The 16,002-nt window shown below is 48.9% G+C and carries 12 protein-coding genes and 1 pseudogene; all 13 read left to right on the plus strand.

The annotated features are described in order from the left end of the window. Positions 1–240: 240 nt before the first annotated feature. Positions 241–330, plus strand: a pseudogene (locus ACESZH_RS10950) (6,7-dimethyl-8-ribityllumazine synthase); the annotation flags it as partial. A 120-nt stretch (positions 331–450) separates the two neighbouring features. Then, positions 451–2,682 carry a DMSO/selenate family reductase complex A subunit gene (locus tag ACESZH_RS10955; protein ID WP_373214976.1) on the plus strand — a complete coding sequence of 744 codons (2,232 nt, stop codon included), beginning with the start codon at positions 451–453 and terminating at the stop codon, positions 2,680–2,682. Between the two features lie 195 nt (positions 2,683–2,877). Next, positions 2,878–3,243, plus strand: a complete 366-nt coding sequence (locus ACESZH_RS10960; RefSeq protein ID WP_373214977.1) for a BMC domain-containing protein — start codon at positions 2,878–2,880, stop codon at positions 3,241–3,243. Positions 3,244–3,254: 11 nt separating this feature from the next. Then, positions 3,255–3,683 (plus strand): BMC domain-containing protein, encoded by a 429-nt coding sequence (locus ACESZH_RS10965; protein WP_373214979.1) that lies wholly within the window; start codon positions 3,255–3,257, stop codon positions 3,681–3,683. Between the two features lie 19 nt (positions 3,684–3,702). Beyond that, positions 3,703–4,230 (plus strand): EutP/PduV family microcompartment system protein, encoded by a 528-nt coding sequence (locus ACESZH_RS10970; RefSeq protein ID WP_373214980.1) that lies wholly within the window; start codon positions 3,703–3,705, stop codon positions 4,228–4,230. 61 nt (positions 4,231–4,291) lie between these two features. Next, positions 4,292–6,925, plus strand: a complete 2,634-nt coding sequence (gene mutS / locus ACESZH_RS10975; RefSeq protein WP_373214982.1) for a DNA mismatch repair protein MutS — start codon at positions 4,292–4,294, stop codon at positions 6,923–6,925. 5 nt (positions 6,926–6,930) lie between these two features. Continuing rightward, entirely contained in the window at positions 6,931–9,063 is a 2,133-nt protein-coding gene (gene mutL, locus ACESZH_RS10980) for a DNA mismatch repair endonuclease MutL (protein WP_373215088.1), read from the plus strand. Between the two features lie 20 nt (positions 9,064–9,083). Beyond that, complete coding sequence (gene miaA / locus ACESZH_RS10985; RefSeq protein WP_373214984.1) at positions 9,084–10,034, plus strand: tRNA (adenosine(37)-N6)-dimethylallyltransferase MiaA; 951 nt, start codon at positions 9,084–9,086, stop codon at positions 10,032–10,034. 11 nt (positions 10,035–10,045) lie between these two features. Then, positions 10,046–11,323: an aminotransferase class I/II-fold pyridoxal phosphate-dependent enzyme gene (locus tag ACESZH_RS10990; RefSeq protein ID WP_373214986.1), complete on the plus strand. Its 1,278-nt coding sequence runs from the start codon at positions 10,046–10,048 to the stop codon at positions 11,321–11,323. Next, complete coding sequence (locus tag ACESZH_RS10995) at positions 11,320–12,498, plus strand: NAD(P)/FAD-dependent oxidoreductase (RefSeq protein ID WP_373214988.1); 1,179 nt, start codon at positions 11,320–11,322, stop codon at positions 12,496–12,498. The genes ACESZH_RS10990 and ACESZH_RS10995 overlap by 4 nt, the downstream gene beginning before the upstream one ends. A gap of 14 nt (positions 12,499–12,512) precedes the next feature. Further along, positions 12,513–14,111 (plus strand): NAD(P)/FAD-dependent oxidoreductase, encoded by a 1,599-nt coding sequence (locus ACESZH_RS11000; RefSeq protein WP_373214990.1) that lies wholly within the window; start codon positions 12,513–12,515, stop codon positions 14,109–14,111. A 133-nt stretch (positions 14,112–14,244) separates the two neighbouring features. Beyond that, the gene (gene radC / locus ACESZH_RS11005; RefSeq protein WP_373214992.1) at positions 14,245–14,967 is read left to right on the plus strand and encodes a DNA repair protein RadC; all 723 of its coding nucleotides are present in this window, start codon (positions 14,245–14,247) and stop codon (positions 14,965–14,967) included. 15 nt (positions 14,968–14,982) lie between these two features. Then, positions 14,983–15,996, plus strand: coding sequence for a rod shape-determining protein (locus ACESZH_RS11010; RefSeq protein ID WP_373214994.1), 1,014 nt, complete (start codon positions 14,983–14,985; stop codon positions 15,994–15,996). Positions 15,997–16,002 lie beyond the last annotated feature (6 nt).

Consider the following 16,002-nt stretch of genomic DNA (forward strand, 5'->3'; position numbering starts at 1 on the left):
GAATTTATGTTAGATGACAGTTAAAGATGTGAATTGACAATTGCCGGAATTAGTGAGAAGCTGGAAATGCCAATCCCTAATTGGAATATGACCAGAAGCAAAGAGTCGTATTCCGGAACAGAAAAGCTCCGTATCCTCCGACATAACCATGGAATTTTTAGAGGAATATCTACAATAGAGAGGAGAAAAATATGAGTCAGCAATACAACACGATTGAAGAGGCAATTGAGGAGCTGAGGGCAGGCAATTTCCCGTGCGGGATGCAAATCCGGCAACAAGGGATATGACTGTGCTTTATCTGCCATTGAAATGGTGAATTTACTGGGGCAGGGGAATGTATCCGGAATGTCGGAAGGCTTTTGCATGGATGAAAAATGCTTGACGGATGATCTCCATATGTTACAATAGCAGTCATAAATATACCGGACAGAATTGTAGCATACGGAGGAAATGATGGACGAGATTCAGGTTATCCATACAACAGGCAGGAACAACTGCGGCGGACGCTGCGTGATACATGTGCATATGCGGAATGGAAAAATAGAAAAGCTGACTACAGACAGTAAGGAGGAATGCCAGGGCATTCCTCTAACTGCATGTGTACGGGGAATGAACTACCACAAAACCTTTCTGGGAGAGGACAGGCTCCGTTATCCCATGAAACGGGTCGGAAAACGGGGAGAAGGAAAGTTTACCCGGATCAGTTGGGAGGAGGCTGTGGATATCATCGCATCCCAGTGGATCAGAATCCGGGATACCTATGGCCCTGGATCCCGGTATGTGAACTATGCCTGGGGTATTTCCGCCCTGTTTCGCGCGCCGACGCTGGCAAAGCGGCTTCTTAGCCTGGACGGAGGCTTTCTGGATTACTACAACTCCTACAGTACAGGATGTATCCGTCCTGCGACGGAGCTGATGTATGGAACTACAGATACAGGACAGGATACCAGCGACTGGATGAACGCAAAGCTGATCCTGCTGTGGGGACATAATCCTTCCGAGACGAAATTTGACAGCGTTACCATGTATCATTTGCGAAAGGCAAGAAAATCAGGAATTCCCATTATTGTCATAGATCCCCGAAAAAACGATACAGTGCTGGAACTGGACGCAGAGTGGGTTCCTCTGCGCCCTGCCACGGACAGTGCGCTGGCGGATGGTATGGCGTGGGTGATCTGGAAGGAGGGGCTGCTGAATCAGGAGTTTCTGGATCGCTGCTGTCTGGGATTTGACCGGGAGCATATGCCGGAAGGCGTAGACCCTTCGGAATGCTATCTTTCCTATCTGACAGGGGAAAAGGACGGCATTTCCAAAACACCGGAGTGGGCGGAAGGGATCACGGGAGTGCCCGCCGAAAAAATACGGGAGCTTGCCATACGTTATGCTACAGCAAAGCCGGCTGCGCTGATCCAGGGCTATGGGGCACAGCGTCACGCCTATGGAGAGCAGGCTGTCAGAGGCGGGATCCTTCTGGCGTGCATCACCGGAAATGTAGGAATCTCCGGGGGATGGGCAAGCGGTACAGGAGATTTCTCACGCCATAAGAAACCGTTTTTTCCTATGCCGGAAAATCCCTATGGCAGAGAGATTCCGGTGTACGCCTGGACGGATGCTGTGCTGCGCGGACATGAGATGACCTCCTTTGACGGTGTGAGGGGCGGAGAGAAGCTGGATCAGGATATCAAGATGATCCTGAATCTTGCCGGAAATTGTCTGATCAACCAGCATGGGGATATTAACCGTACCATCAGCATTCTGCAGGATACATCCAAATGTGAGTTCATTGTTTGCAGCGACCTGTTTATGACACCAAGCGCCAAATTTGCGGACATTTTGCTTCCGGGTGTATCCATGTTTGAATGTGAAAATATTACCATGCCGTGGAAATATGGTGATTTTCTGGGCTTTAACAATAAGGTCATAGAGCCCCTGTATGAGTGCAGGGCGGAATATGACTGGCTGACAGAGGTGGCGGACAGACTGGGATTGAAAGAATCCTTTACCGAAGGAAAAACAGAGGGAATGTGGCTGGAATATATGTATAAGGAGCTGCAAAAGACAGAGCCGGAGCTTCCAGCCTATGAGAAATTTAAAAAGGCGGGAATCTATCGCTATAAAAACAGTCCCTATGAAATCGCCTTTGAAAAAGAATGCCGTGATCCCGGGAAATATCCTTTTCCTACAGAAAGTGGAAAGATTGAGATATTCTCAAAGAAGATCTATTTTTCCCGATATCCTGAATTTATGCCCGCGATTCCACGGTACACAGAGCCGCCGGAAGGATTCACAGATCCTTTGAGGGAAAAATATCCCCTGCAGTTGATCGGATGGCATACAAAGCGCCGCTGCCACAGCATTCACGATAATAATACTTCTATGCACAAGCTGGATCCACAGCAGTTGTGGATGAATCCTGCAGACGCACAAAAACGGAATATCCGCAGCGGTCAGTTGGTTGATGTATGGAACGACAGAGGAAAGCTCCGTATCCCGGTCAAGGTTACGGACCGGATCATGGAAGGGATCACCGCCCTGTCCCAGGGGGCATGGTACCGGCCGGACAAGGATGGTACTGACCTGGGAGGTTCTATTAATGTGCTGACCTCCCAGCGCATGACTCCCTATGCAAAAGGAAATCCCCAGCACACGATCCTGGTTGAGGTAAAGGCATCGGATAAGTGATATGGTAAGCCATTCTTACATACTCCGCCGCTGGCAGCATGCACAAGATCCTTGCGGCGTTTTCCGGCTGAATTATCTTTACGATTCAACTTGACAGAAGAATTTTCTGATAGTATCATTTTAAAAGAGTCAGTTTTACGTGAAAGATACTACAGGAATGCCTAATGCAAATTTCTGAAAGAGAGGAACCAATAAATGGCAAAAGAACATGGAGAACAGATAAGGATCGTGCAGGAAACCGTGGCAGGAAAAGAGATCACATTTGCACATGTGATGGGCGGCCCGGCTCCCATCATATACCAGAAGCTTGGGTTGAATCCCCAGTTGGACTACCGTTCATCGGCGATCGGAATCATGAATATGACTCCGCCGGAATCTGCTGTAATCGCATCGGATATTGCAGTTAAAAGCGGAAATGTATACCTTGGATTTGCGGACCGGTTTACAGGAACACTGATCATCACCGGAGAGATCGCGGATGTGATTTCCGCTATGACGGAGATTGTGGACTATTTCCGGGATTCTCTGGGATATGTTGTCTGCAATATTACAAAGAGATAGGAAGTGGAGCCATGGAGCGGATCACAAAGGAAGAATTGTTGGAAAAACTGTTCCAGGATGATTATGAGAATCTGAAGGGAAAAAAGCTGCGTATGACTCGTGTCCGGGTTCCGGGAAAGGAAGTATGCCTGGCGCATGTGATCAGTCCGTCACAGGAATGTATCTACCAGAATCTGGGTCTTCATATTGGCGTTCACGAAGGGGAGGATCACAGAGGTGAATCCATCGGTCTGATACGTTTTACACCATGGGAGGCTGTTGTGGTGGCTGCGGATGTGGCTGTGAAAAGCGCAGACGTACAGATCGGTTTTATGGACCGGTTCTGCGGGTCTCTGATCATCACCGGAGGACTGTCGCAGGTACAGACCGCTGTGGAAGAGGTGGTCAGATTCTTTCATGAGGTATTGAATTTTAAGACCTGTCAGATTCAAAAAAGCTGAGAGCAGGGAAGGATAGCAAATGAAAAAGTTATTTTTGATGGGCAGAAGCGAAGCGGGAAAAACTTCCCTGACCCAGGCGCTAAAGGGCGAAGAGCTTCATTATGTGAAAACACAGTATACAAATACAAAGGATGATACCATCGATTCCCCTGGAGAGTATGCGGAATCCAAGCGGTTCAGCGTGGGTCTGGCCTGCTTTTCCTTTGAGGCAGACGTTGTGGCGATCGTCCAGGCAGCGGATGAACCTTTTAATCTGTTCAGCGCAAGCCTTCGTTCCTTTATTCTCCGTCCACTGATCGGCATTATCACAAAAACAGATTCCCCCTACGCCAATGTTCCCATGGTCCGGCAGTGGATGATCAATGCCGGGTGCGAGCGGATCTTCCTGGTGAATAATGTGACGAGAGAAGGCATCAGCGAGCTTATGGAATATCTGGAGGAGGATCTTCCGGAACTGACCATGGAGCAGGCAAGATTTAAGCAGAGCCTTGGGCTAAACGAATGGGATACACTGCCGGAGGGTGTGGAATATCCTAATGGCATTTGATTTTGGAAAATGTATATAAAAAAAGCGCGAAAATGCGCAGATAAAGGAGCGGTGGAGATTAATGGCGTTGTCACCGATGATGACGGAATATTTAAAAACAAAAGAAGAATATAAAGATTGTATCCTTTTTTACCGGCTGGGGGATTTTTATGAGATGTTTTTCGATGATGCCCTGCTGGTGACAAAGGAGCTGGAGATTACCCTTACGGGAAAGGACTGTGGTCTTGAGGAACGGGCACCTATGTGCGGCATTCCCTACCATGCAGCGGAGACCTATATCAACAGACTGATTGAAAGAGGACACAAGGTAGCAATCTGTGAGCAGGTGGAGGACCCCAAAAAGGCAAAGGGCCTTGTAAAGAGAGAGGTTATCCGTATCGTGACACCGGGTACTACCCTGGATGCCACTTCTCTGGATGAGAGCAAGAACAATTATCTGATGTCCATTGTTTCCGTGGAAGACCATTTCGGCTGCGCCATAGCAGATATAACGACAGGAGATTGCTTTCTCACAGAAGTGCCCAGTGCACAGAAGCTTCTGGATGAGATCAACAAATTCACTCCTGCGGAAATCATCTGCAATGACGCTTTTTATATGAGCGGCATAGATGCCGAGGATTTGAAAAGCAGGCTGGGAATCTGCATTTTTTCGCTGGATTCCTGGTTTTTTGATGATGACTCATGTAGACGGGTATTAAAAGAACATTTTCATGTCAGCAATCTGGATGGGCTGGGGATCCAGGATTATGACAGCGGCATTATTGCGGCAGGAGCACTTTTTCTGTACCTGAAAGATACACAGAAAACAGCTCTGTCCCAGATGACCAGCATCCGTCCCTATTCAGCGGAAAAATATATGCTGATCGACAGCTCCAGCCGCAGAAATCTGGAGCTGGTGGAGACACTTCGGGAAAAACAGAAACGAGGCTCCCTTCTCTGGGTGCTTGATAAGACAAAAACGGCAATGGGCGCCAGAACCCTACGCGCCTATGTGGAGCAGCCGCTGATCGATGCGGAGGAGATCAACCGCAGGCTTACTGCTGTGGAAGAATTAAACAAGATGCCTATGCTCCGGGACGAGATCCGGGAATATTTAAACCCGGTTTATGACCTGGAACGTCTTGTAAGCAGGATCAGCTACAAATCCGCCAATCCCAGGGATCTGGTGGCGTTTGCCTCCTCACTGGAAATGATACCTTACATCAAACAGCTTCTAAAAGATTTTCAGGCGCCTATCCTGCAGCAGATCAATGAGGACATGGACAGTCTGGAGGATGTGACAGAGCTGATCAAAAGCGCTATTGTGGAGGATCCTCCTCTGGCGCAGAAGGACGGCGGCATCATCCGTGAGGGCTATAATGAGGATGTAGACAAATTCCGTCGTTCCCGTACTGATGGCAAAAAGTGGCTCACGGAGCTTGAGGCAAAGGAACGGGACCGTACAGGGATCAAATCACTTAAGATCAAATTTAACCGTGTATTCGGCTACTCCCTGGAGGTTACCAACACCTTTAAAAACCAGGTGCCGGACAATTATATCCGTAAACAGACGCTTGCCAATGCGGAGCGCTATATCACAGAGGAATTAAAAGAGCTGGAGGATCTGATCCTGGGCGCGGAGGATAAGCTTTATGCCCTGGAGTATGAGCTCTTTTCAGAAGTACGCGACAAGGTTGGAGATGAGGTGCTGAGGATCCAGCGGACAGCAAAGGCCATTGCAGCGCTTGATGTATTTGCTTCCCTTGCATTGGTGGCAGAGAGAAACAATTTTGTGCGCCCGAAGGTTAATGAGAGCGGCGTGATCGATATCAAAAACGGACGTCATCCAGTAGTGGAGCGGATGATCGAAAACGATATGTTTATTGCAAATGATACTTATCTGGATAGCGGTAAAAAGCGGGTATCTATCATTACAGGACCGAACATGGCAGGAAAATCCACTTATATGCGTCAAACCGCTTTGATCGTTCTCATGGCGCAGATCGGAAGCTTTGTGCCTGCAGAAAAAGCTTCCATCGGCATTGTGGACAGGATCTTCACCCGTGTGGGGGCCTCCGATGATCTGGCAAGCGGGCAGAGTACCTTTATGGTGGAGATGACGGAGGTTGCCAATATCCTGCGCAACGCCACTGCCAAAAGCCTTCTGATCCTGGATGAGATCGGACGTGGTACTAGTACCTTTGACGGTCTTGCCATTGCCTGGGCGGTGATCGAGCACATCAGCAATACAAAGCTGTGCGGGGCAAAAACCTTATTTGCCACCCATTATCATGAGCTGACAGAGCTGGAAGGAAAGATTTCAGGCGTAAACAATTACTGTATTGCGGTGAAGGAGAAGGGTGACGACATTGTTTTTCTTCGAAAGATCGTAAAGGGCGGAGCCGATAAGAGCTACGGTATCCAGGTGGCGAAGCTCGCAGGAGTGCCGGAGCCTGTGATCCAGAGAGCTAAGGAGCTGGTGGAAGAGCTGAGCGATGCGGATATTACGGCAGCCGTGAAGGATCTTACCGCGCCGAAGAAAAAGCAGAAGGTCGTCTATGACCAGGTGGATATGGCACAGATGTCTCTTTTTGATACGGTTCAGGACAATGATATCATCGAGGAGCTGAAGAACCTTGATATCGGCAACCTGACCCCGATGGAGGCGCTGAATATCCTGTATAACCTTCAGAATAAGATTAAAAACAGATGGTGATGAATTTGAGAAAAATCGCAGTTTTAGATCAGCATACCATAGATAAGATCGCTGCCGGAGAGGTAGTGGAGCGGCCCTCCTCCGTGGTGAAGGAGCTTGTGGAGAATTCCATTGATGCGGGAGCAACTGCCGTGACGGTAGAGATTTCCGACGGCGGCAAAAAGCTGATCCGTATTACAGATAACGGGAGCGGCATGGAGGCGGATCAGGTCCCGGTAGCGTTTTTGAGCCATGCCACCAGCAAGATCGAAAAGGTGGAGGATCTGGAAAACATTGTGTCTTTGGGCTTTCGCGGCGAGGCTCTTTCCAGTATTGCGGCGGTTTCCCAGGTGGAGCTGATCACGAAAACGCCTGCCGCTTTAAGCGGAGTCCGCTATGTGATCGAGGGAGGCGTACAGCAGAAGATTGAGGAGATGGGCGCACCGGAGGGGACTACCTTTTTGGTGCGGAATCTGTTTTACAATACACCGGCCCGCAGCAAGTTTCTCAAGTCAGATATGACGGAAGCCAATTATATCGCTTCCCTGATGGAGCAGCTTGCCCTTTCCCATCCGGAGATTTCTTTTAAATATATCCAGAACAAGCAGGTGAAGCTTCACACATCCGGAAATTACAGTGTGAAGGATGTGATCTACAATATTTACGGCAGGGATATCACAAAATCTCTGATGGAGGTTTCCTACGAAAATGACTTCATGAAAGTGGAAGGGTATGCCGGGAAGCCTGAGATTTCCAGAGGAAACAGAACATTTGAGAATTATTACGTAAATGGCAGATATGTAAAAAACAATATTATCACAAAAGCCATTGAGGATGCTTATAAAGGCTTTGTGATGCAGCATAAGTTTCCCTTTGTGTCTCTTCATATCCAGATGACGGGAAATGACCTTGATGTGAATGTACATCCGCGAAAGCTGGAAGTGCGTTTTGCAAGAGGGACAGAGGTTTATGAAGGGATTTACGAGGCGGTGCGAAAAGCGCTGACCCACAGGGAAATGATCCCGGTAGTCCCGGTGGGCAGGGAGGGACGCCCCGAAAAATCGGTTAAGCTTAAGACCGGGGCGGTTCCGGAGCCTTTTGAGGTGAAAAGGCGTGAACAGACCATGCCTGCGCCGCAGCCTGTACAGCACACAGCAGCCCCGCAGAGCGTGCGGCCCCAGCCTGCAAGCACCCAGCCGTCCTGGGATATGCAGCGAGCTTCTGTTTTGCGGGAGAAAACGGAATATCAGAACGCACCCTTCACAAAGGAAGAGGAGGAGCTGTTTGACGGAAGCCTCAGAAATCCTGTAAAGAAGGCTACAGAGGCAAATCTGGAGCCTCCAGTCGAAAAAGCAGCACCAATAGACTCCAAAATAGAGTCGATCAACCAGAACATAGAGTTGGCTAGCCAGAATGCAACGCCAGCAGCCCGGAAGTTGGAATCGGCAGAAGAACCAGAACACAAATCTCTGCAAACAGAAAAAATGCCGGAGATGTCGATGTTACCGGAACCGGAAGCTTCTGAAGCGCAGCCCAAACAGCTTGAACTGTTTGAGGAAAAGCTGTTGGCACCGGAATCAAGAAGCCGTCATAAGCTGATCGGTCAGCTTTTTGACACCTACTGGCTTGTGGAATTTGAAAACAATTTTTATATCATAGACCAACATGCAGCTCATGAGAAAGTTTATTATGAGCGCTTTGTGAAAAAATTCAAGGAACAGACCATTGAATCCCAGTATTTAAGTCCGCCTTTGGTGGTGACCTTAAATATGGAGGAGGAAGCACTTTTAAACGCCAATCAGAAATATTTTCAGGAGTTTGGTTTTGAAATCGAGCCTTTTGGCGGAAAGGAATATTGCATCAGTGCCGTGCCATCCAATCTGTATGGCTTTGATGAGGAAAGCCTGTTCCTGGAAATGCTGGATCATCTGGCTGGAGAAGGTGCCAAGGATGCACTGGATCTTTTTACCGCAAGGCTTGCGACAATGGCATGCAAGGCAGCAGTGAAGGGAAACCATAAACTTTCTCCAATGGAAGCAGATAAACTGATCGATGAGCTTCTCACACTGGAGAATCCTTATCATTGTCCTCATGGCCGTCCTACCATTATCGCCATGACAAAAACAGAGATAGAAAAGAAATTTAAGAGAATCGTCTGAATTTAACTTTGGAGGTCGCGATGAAAAAGCCTTTGATAGTTCTCACCGGACCCACGGCTGTGGGAAAGACAAAGCTGTCCATTTCCCTGGCAAAAGCTGTGGGTGGTGAAATTATTTCTGCGGATTCCATGCAGGTCTACAAATACATGGATATCGGTTCCGCCAAGATCCGTCAGGAAGAGATGGAGGGAGTGCCCCACTATTTAGTTGATGTGCTGGAACCGGAGGAGGAATTCCATATTGTAAGATTTCAGCAGATGGCAAAGGATGCCATGAAAAAGATTTACGCCCATGGACATATCCCGATCCTGGTGGGTGGAACGGGCTTTTATATCCAGGCAATTACAAGAGATATTGATTTTACGGAAGCGGTCCAGGAGGACGGCTACCGCAAGGGGCTGGAGGCTCTCGCCGCAGAAAAAGGCAATGAATTTCTCCATCAGATGCTGAAGCAAGTGGATGCCAAAAGTGCAGAGGAAATTCATGCAAACAATGTGAAGCGTGTTATCAGGGCGCTGGAGTTTTATCATCAGAACGGTACCCCCATTTCCAGCCACAACGAAGAACAGAAAGAACGGACAAGTCCCTATAACCTGGCATATTTTGTGCTTAACGCCCCAAGAGAGCTTCTTTATGAGCGGATCGACAGGCGGGTGGATGAGATGATGGAGAGCGGTCTTGTAAAAGAGGTGGAGGATTTAAAAGCCAGGGGCTGTAAAAGGGGAATGGTTTCCATGCAGGGGCTTGGCTATAAAGAAATCCTGGATTTTCTGGATGGGGAGTATCCCCTGGATGAAGCGGTGCGCATTTTGAAGCGGGACACCAGGCACTTTGCCAAACGTCAGCTTACCTGGTTCCGGCGGGAGCCGTCGGTCACCTGGGTCAATAAAAATGAGTTTGAATACGATGATGAAAAGATTCTGGAATATATGCAGGAATGCTGCCGGAAAAAAGGCATCATCAATGGATAAGGGAGACGATTATGAAGGAATTATACGAACAGCTTGGGATTTCTTCCCAGGTCTATGATTTTTGCCATAAAATTGAAGAGGGCTTAAAGGAACGATTTAAAAAATTCGATGAGGTAGCGGAATACAACCAGATGAAGGTCCTGCTTGCCATGCAGAAAAACCGGGTCAGTGAGGAATGCTTTGGTTCCTCCTCCGGCTATGGCTATAATGACTATGGACGGGACACGCTGGAAAAGGTTTACGCAGATACATTTCACACCGAAGCCTGCCTGGTGCGTCCTCAGATTGCCTGCGGAACACACGCACTGGCGATCGCCCTGTTTGGAAACCTTCGTCCCGGCGATGAGCTTTTGGCTCCGGCAGGCAAGCCCTACGATACATTGGAGGAGGTTATCGGAATCCGTCCGGCAAAAGGCTCGCTGGCTGAATACGGTGTTACCTATCGCCAGGTGGAGCTGCTTCCTGACGGAACCTTTGACTATGAAAACATCCGAAAAGCGATCAATAAAAAAACTCGACTTGTGGAGATCCAGCGGTCAAAGGGATATCAGACACGACCGTCTTTCTCTGTAAAGCAGATCGGTGAGCTGATCGCATTTGTAAAGAGCATCAAGCCGGATGTGATCTGTATGGTAGATAACTGCTACGGGGAATTTGTAGATACCATTGAGCCAAGCGATGTAGGAGCAGATATGATCGTTGGATCCCTGATCAAAAATCCGGGAGGCGGTCTTGCGCCTATTGGCGGTTATATTGCAGGGACAAAGGAATGCGTGGAAAATGCTTCTTACCGCATGACCTGCCCGGGACTTGGAATGGAGGTCGGTGCATCCCTGGGTGTGAACCGTTCCTTTTACCAGGGGTTTTTCCTGGCGCCTATGGTGACAAAAGGCGCGTTGAAGGGCGCGGTATTTGCTGCCAATGTTTATGAAAAACTGGGATTTCCCGTAGTTCCCAATTCTACAGAGCCACGTCAGGACATCATCCAGGCAGTAACTCTGAAAAGTCCAGAAAAACTCATTGCCTTCTGTAAGGGAATCCAGGCTGCAGCCCCGGTGGACAGCTACGTGGATCCGGAACCATGGGATATGCCGGGCTATGACAGTCAGGTGATCATGGCTGCCGGAGCCTTCGTACAGGGCTCCTCCATTGAGCTTTCTGCTGACGGCCCGCTGAAGGAGCCGTATGCCGTATATTTCCAGGGCGGTCTGACCTGGGAGCATGCAAAATTCGGCGTTATGATGTCTCTGCAGAAGCTGGTGGAAAAGGAGCTGGTACAGTTACCATGAGCAGAAAAAAAGTGGTAGTGGCAGGCGGCGGCGCAGCCGGATTGACGGCGGCGATCATGGCAGCCAGAAAGGGCGCAGAAGTAACGGTTCTGGAGCAGAATGAAAAGCCAGGCAAAAAAATATGCGCCACAGGAAACGGAAAATGCAATCTGAGTAATACGAAGCTGCCCAAAGATGCCTACAGAGGCAGCCATCCGCAATTTGTCCAAGGGGCGCTTTCACAGTTTTCCCAGCAGGATACCCGAAGCTTTTTTGAAAAAATGGGCATATATTTTACGGACAGGGACGGCTGTCTCTATCCCAGAAGCGGTCAGGCTCAAAGCGTGGTGGATGTCCTGGTTTTGGAAGCAAGGAGCCTTGGAGTAAAAATAAAAACAAATGAAAAGGTGACCGGAATCCGGCGTGAAGAGTGCTGGAAGGTTTATACAGAAGGCTGGCATTACCCGGCAGAGGCTGTGATCCTGGCTAACGGTTCCAAAGCCTCTGCAATTTCCGGTTCAGACGGAAGCGGTTATCTGCTTGCGGAGGCTCTTGGGCATCATGTGATAAAGCCTCTTCCTGCACTGACTGCACTAAAATGCCAGGGAAAGGGATTTTCAGCCTGGGCAGGGGTGCGTACAGAGGGAGAAGTGACTCTGTGTATCGACGGAAAACCGTTGTACAGGGAGCGAGGAGAACTGCAGCTAACGGAATACGGGATTTCCGGGATCCCTGTATTTCAGATCAGCCGTTACGCGGTCAGAGCGCTGGATGAAAAGAAAGCAGTTTCTCTGAATGTGGATTTTCTTCCTGAGATTGCCGTGGAAAGTTTCCCGGGATTTCTGGAAGAGCGCCGGAAAAGCTGCCCGTATAAAAGCGAAAAAGAGCTTCTCCTGGGAATTTTTCCGGATAAGCTGATCAAGGTCCTGACAGGACAGAAAAACCTTACGGAAGCGGTCAAGGCATTTCCGCTTAAGGTTACAGGGGGAATGTCTTTTGCCCAGGCGCAGGTGTGCTCCGGCGGAGTGGACACCGCAGAGGTTGACTGCATGACCATGGAATCTGTGCTGAACAAGGGGATTTATTTTGCCGGAGAGCTTTTGGATATTGACGGAATGTGCGGCGGTTATAATCTGCAGTGGGCATGGTCCAGCGGTGCCTGCGCAGGATCTCATGCCGCAGAGATTTTATCATAAACGGAGAGTATGCTATGATTCGGATTTCCCAATTAAAGCTGCCCATCAGCCATACGCAGAAGGAGCTTCAGAATAAGATTGCAAAATCCCTGCGCTGCGGCGGTACAGATTTTACTTTCGAAATAAAAAAGCAGTCATTGGATGCAAGGCATAAGGATGACAAAAAATTTGTCTATACAGTTGATGTCACTTTGAAAGACAAACGTATGGAAGGGAAGCTTCTAAAAAAGGTTCGCAATAATAATATTATGTTAATTGACGAGAAGCCATACCTTTTTCCGGAACCGGGAGAGGAGCCTCTTGCTCATCCGCCCGTCATAGTAGGAAGCGGACCGGCAGGGCTGTTTTGCGCCTGGTACCTGGCCAGGGCAGGATACAGACCACTGGTACTGGAAAGGGGCGAGGAAGCCTCAAAGCGTCAGCTTACCGTGGAGAAGTTCTGGAAAGACGGCGTTCTCGACCCGGATTCCAATGTACAGTTCGGAGAAGGGGGTGCGGGTACCTTTTCAGACGGGAAACTGAACACCCTTGTGAAAGACCCATTCGGACGGAACCACGAGGTCTTAAAGCGGTTTGTGGAGGCTGGCGCGCCTGAGGAAATCCTTTACCAGCAAAAGCCGCATCTTGGAACCGATGTGCTTATCGGGATCGTGGAAGCCATGCGCCGCCAGACAGAAGAAATGGGCGGTAAATTCCTGTTCCGTTCCAAGGTGACAGACCTGATCTTTGAAAACAATGTACTGAAGGAAGTGGAAATAAACAACTCCAGACGGATTCCAGCCCAGATTTGCGTGCTTGCTCCCGGGCACAGTGCCAGGGACACCTTTTCCATGCTGAATGGGAAGGGACTCTATATGGAACCAAAATCCTTTGCCGTAGGAGTCCGCATTGAGCATCCACAAAACATGGTAAATTTTGCGCTGTATGGCGAAGAAGAAAATGAGAAGCTTGGAGCTGCCAGCTACAAGGTGACCCATACCTGCAAAAATGGCAGGGGTGTGTACTCCTTCTGTATGTGTCCGGGCGGCTATGTGGTAAATGCCTCCTCGGAACAGGAGATGCTGGCAGTAAACGGAATGAGCTACCAGGCACGGGACAGCAGAAATGCAAACAGTGCTATGATCGTGACTGTGACGCCGGAGGATTTCCCGGAAGAAGGACCTTTGGGCGGCGTGGCATTTCAGCGGGAGCTGGAAAGAGCTGCCTGGAAAGCCGGAAAAGGAAAAGTTCCGGTGCAGCTTTTTGAAGATTACAGACAGCACAAGCCAAGCGAAACGCTTGGTGAGGTTTCTCCCTGTATCAAGGGCGGATATACTCTGACAGATGTGCGTGGGCTTCTGCCGAAGGAGGTAGGCGATTCTATTGAGGAAGGCATTGTTGCCTTTGGAAAAAAGATCCCGGGCTTTGACCGCCCGGACGCGCTGCTGAGCGGGGTGGAAAGCCGGACCTCGTCCCCTGTGCGCATGGTACGGGATAAAGACAGCCTGCAGGCAAATTTAAGCGGGATCTATCCCTGCGGAGAGGGTGCAGGATACGCTGGCGGGATCACCTCCGCTGCCATGGACGGCATAAAAATCGCAGAATCCATTTCTAAAAAGTTTAGAAATTTTTAGGAGAGAGTGTACATCTCTCCTTTTTTATGCTAAAATAAGTCTGCAATTTATCATCGGGGCAAAAGGCATATGTGTCTTTTTATGAGAAATTGCGAGTTTTCCGAACTGCTTTGAGAGCGGCAGGATAATATTTATGAATCATGAAATGGTAAAGGATACCATGAAGGAACTGCCGGAGGCACAGAGACCGTATGAGAAGTGTATCCGCGAGGGAGTGGAGGCTTTAAGCGACAGCGAACTGCTTGCTGTGATCCTGCGCAGCGGTACACAGGGGATGAATTCTCTTACTCTGGCAAACAAAGTTCTGAGTCTTACAAAAGATACTGCATATCCCGGACTTTTGGGACTGATGAGACTGTCCCTCCAGGATTTGATGAAGGTAAACGGAATCGGAAAGGTAAAAGCTATCCAGCTAAAATGTATCGGGGAGTTATCGAAGCGGATGGCAAGTGCGGCAGCAAAGCCGCGTATTTCTTTTCGCGATCCCGAAACAATTGCCAGATATTATATGGAACGGCTCCGTCATGAAGAACAGGAGCTTTTGTTTGTGATGATGTTTGACAACAGAAACCATTTGCTGGGGGAGCATTTGGTTACAAAAGGAACCGCCAATGCCACCCTGGTAACACCCAGGGAGATTTTTTTAGAGGCGTTGAGATATCGGGCCGTGTGCCTGATCCTGGTTCACAACCATCCAAGCGGAGATCCGTCGCCGAGCGACTGTGATATTGCGGTGACAGAGCAGATCTTCAAAGCCGGAGAGCTTGTGGGGATCAGTCTTCTGGATCACATTATCATTGGCGACCAGAGGTATTTCAGTTTCCGGTCACAGGGGTTAATGAAGGAATATTTGTGATGAAGGGACAGATATATGCTGTTTGATAAAACCTATGGAATCGACCTGGGAAGCAGCTCCGTAAAGGTCTATTCCTCTATTCGTAATAAGAGCTACGTCGAGAAAAATATGATTGCGTCCAGGGGACGCAGGATCATAGCCGTGGGCAACGAAGCGTATGAAATGTTCGAAAAAGCACCGACAGACATTTCCGTGAGTTCGCCGATGGCTTTTGGCATGATAGCCAATCTGGAACTGCAGGAGATCGTACTTTACAGTATGATGAGAAAAATTGATAAAATCCTCAGTATTGGTTCCGTGATGTATTTCTCCGTGCCTCTTGATATGACTGCTGTTGAAAAACGCGCCTACTATCAGGTGGCAAACGGCCACTGGCTCCGCAAAAACCGCGTTTACATGGTTGAGGCTCCCATTGCGGATGCCCTTGCCATGGGTGTTGATATTGAGAAAAACGAGGGAAGCATGGTGGTAAACATCGGTGCCCAGAGCACAGAGTTTTCCATCATCACCGGAGGAAAGATCATCATCAGCAAAAAAATACCCATAGGTGGACGGCAGATGAACGAGGCAATCTGCAGTGAGGTGCGTAAGCGTTACAACCTTCAGATCGGCACCCGCACCGGGAAGCGTTTAAAGCTTGTAATGGGACGGCTGGCTGACCAGCATAAGCAGGCACGGAAGGTTGTGGGAATCGACAGTGTTTCCGGGCTTCCCAGAGAGGAGATCGTGTCGTCTTATGTGGTAAATGCAGGAATTATGAACTGCGTAAATGAGATCGGTTCGGAGATGAAGACATTTCTGGAGAGGACACCTCCACAGATTGCCTATCAGATTGCAAAAGAAGGGATTTACCTGACAGGCGGAAGCACCAGGATTCCTCATATTGATACATATCTTGCAAGCTACACCGGTTTTGCCTACAATCTGTCTGATCTGTATGAGACCTCTGCGGTAAGCGGTCTGGAAAAGATCATCCGTGATAAGGAGCTGAGTAAATGGGCGCAGCCTATTACACAGAGAAAATTATAGTTTTTT

Origin of the sequence: Ruminococcus sp. 5_1_39BFAA, from assembly GCF_964240875.1 — a bacterium.
In the GTDB taxonomy this organism is placed as follows: Bacteria; Bacillota; Clostridia; order Lachnospirales; family Lachnospiraceae; genus Blautia_A.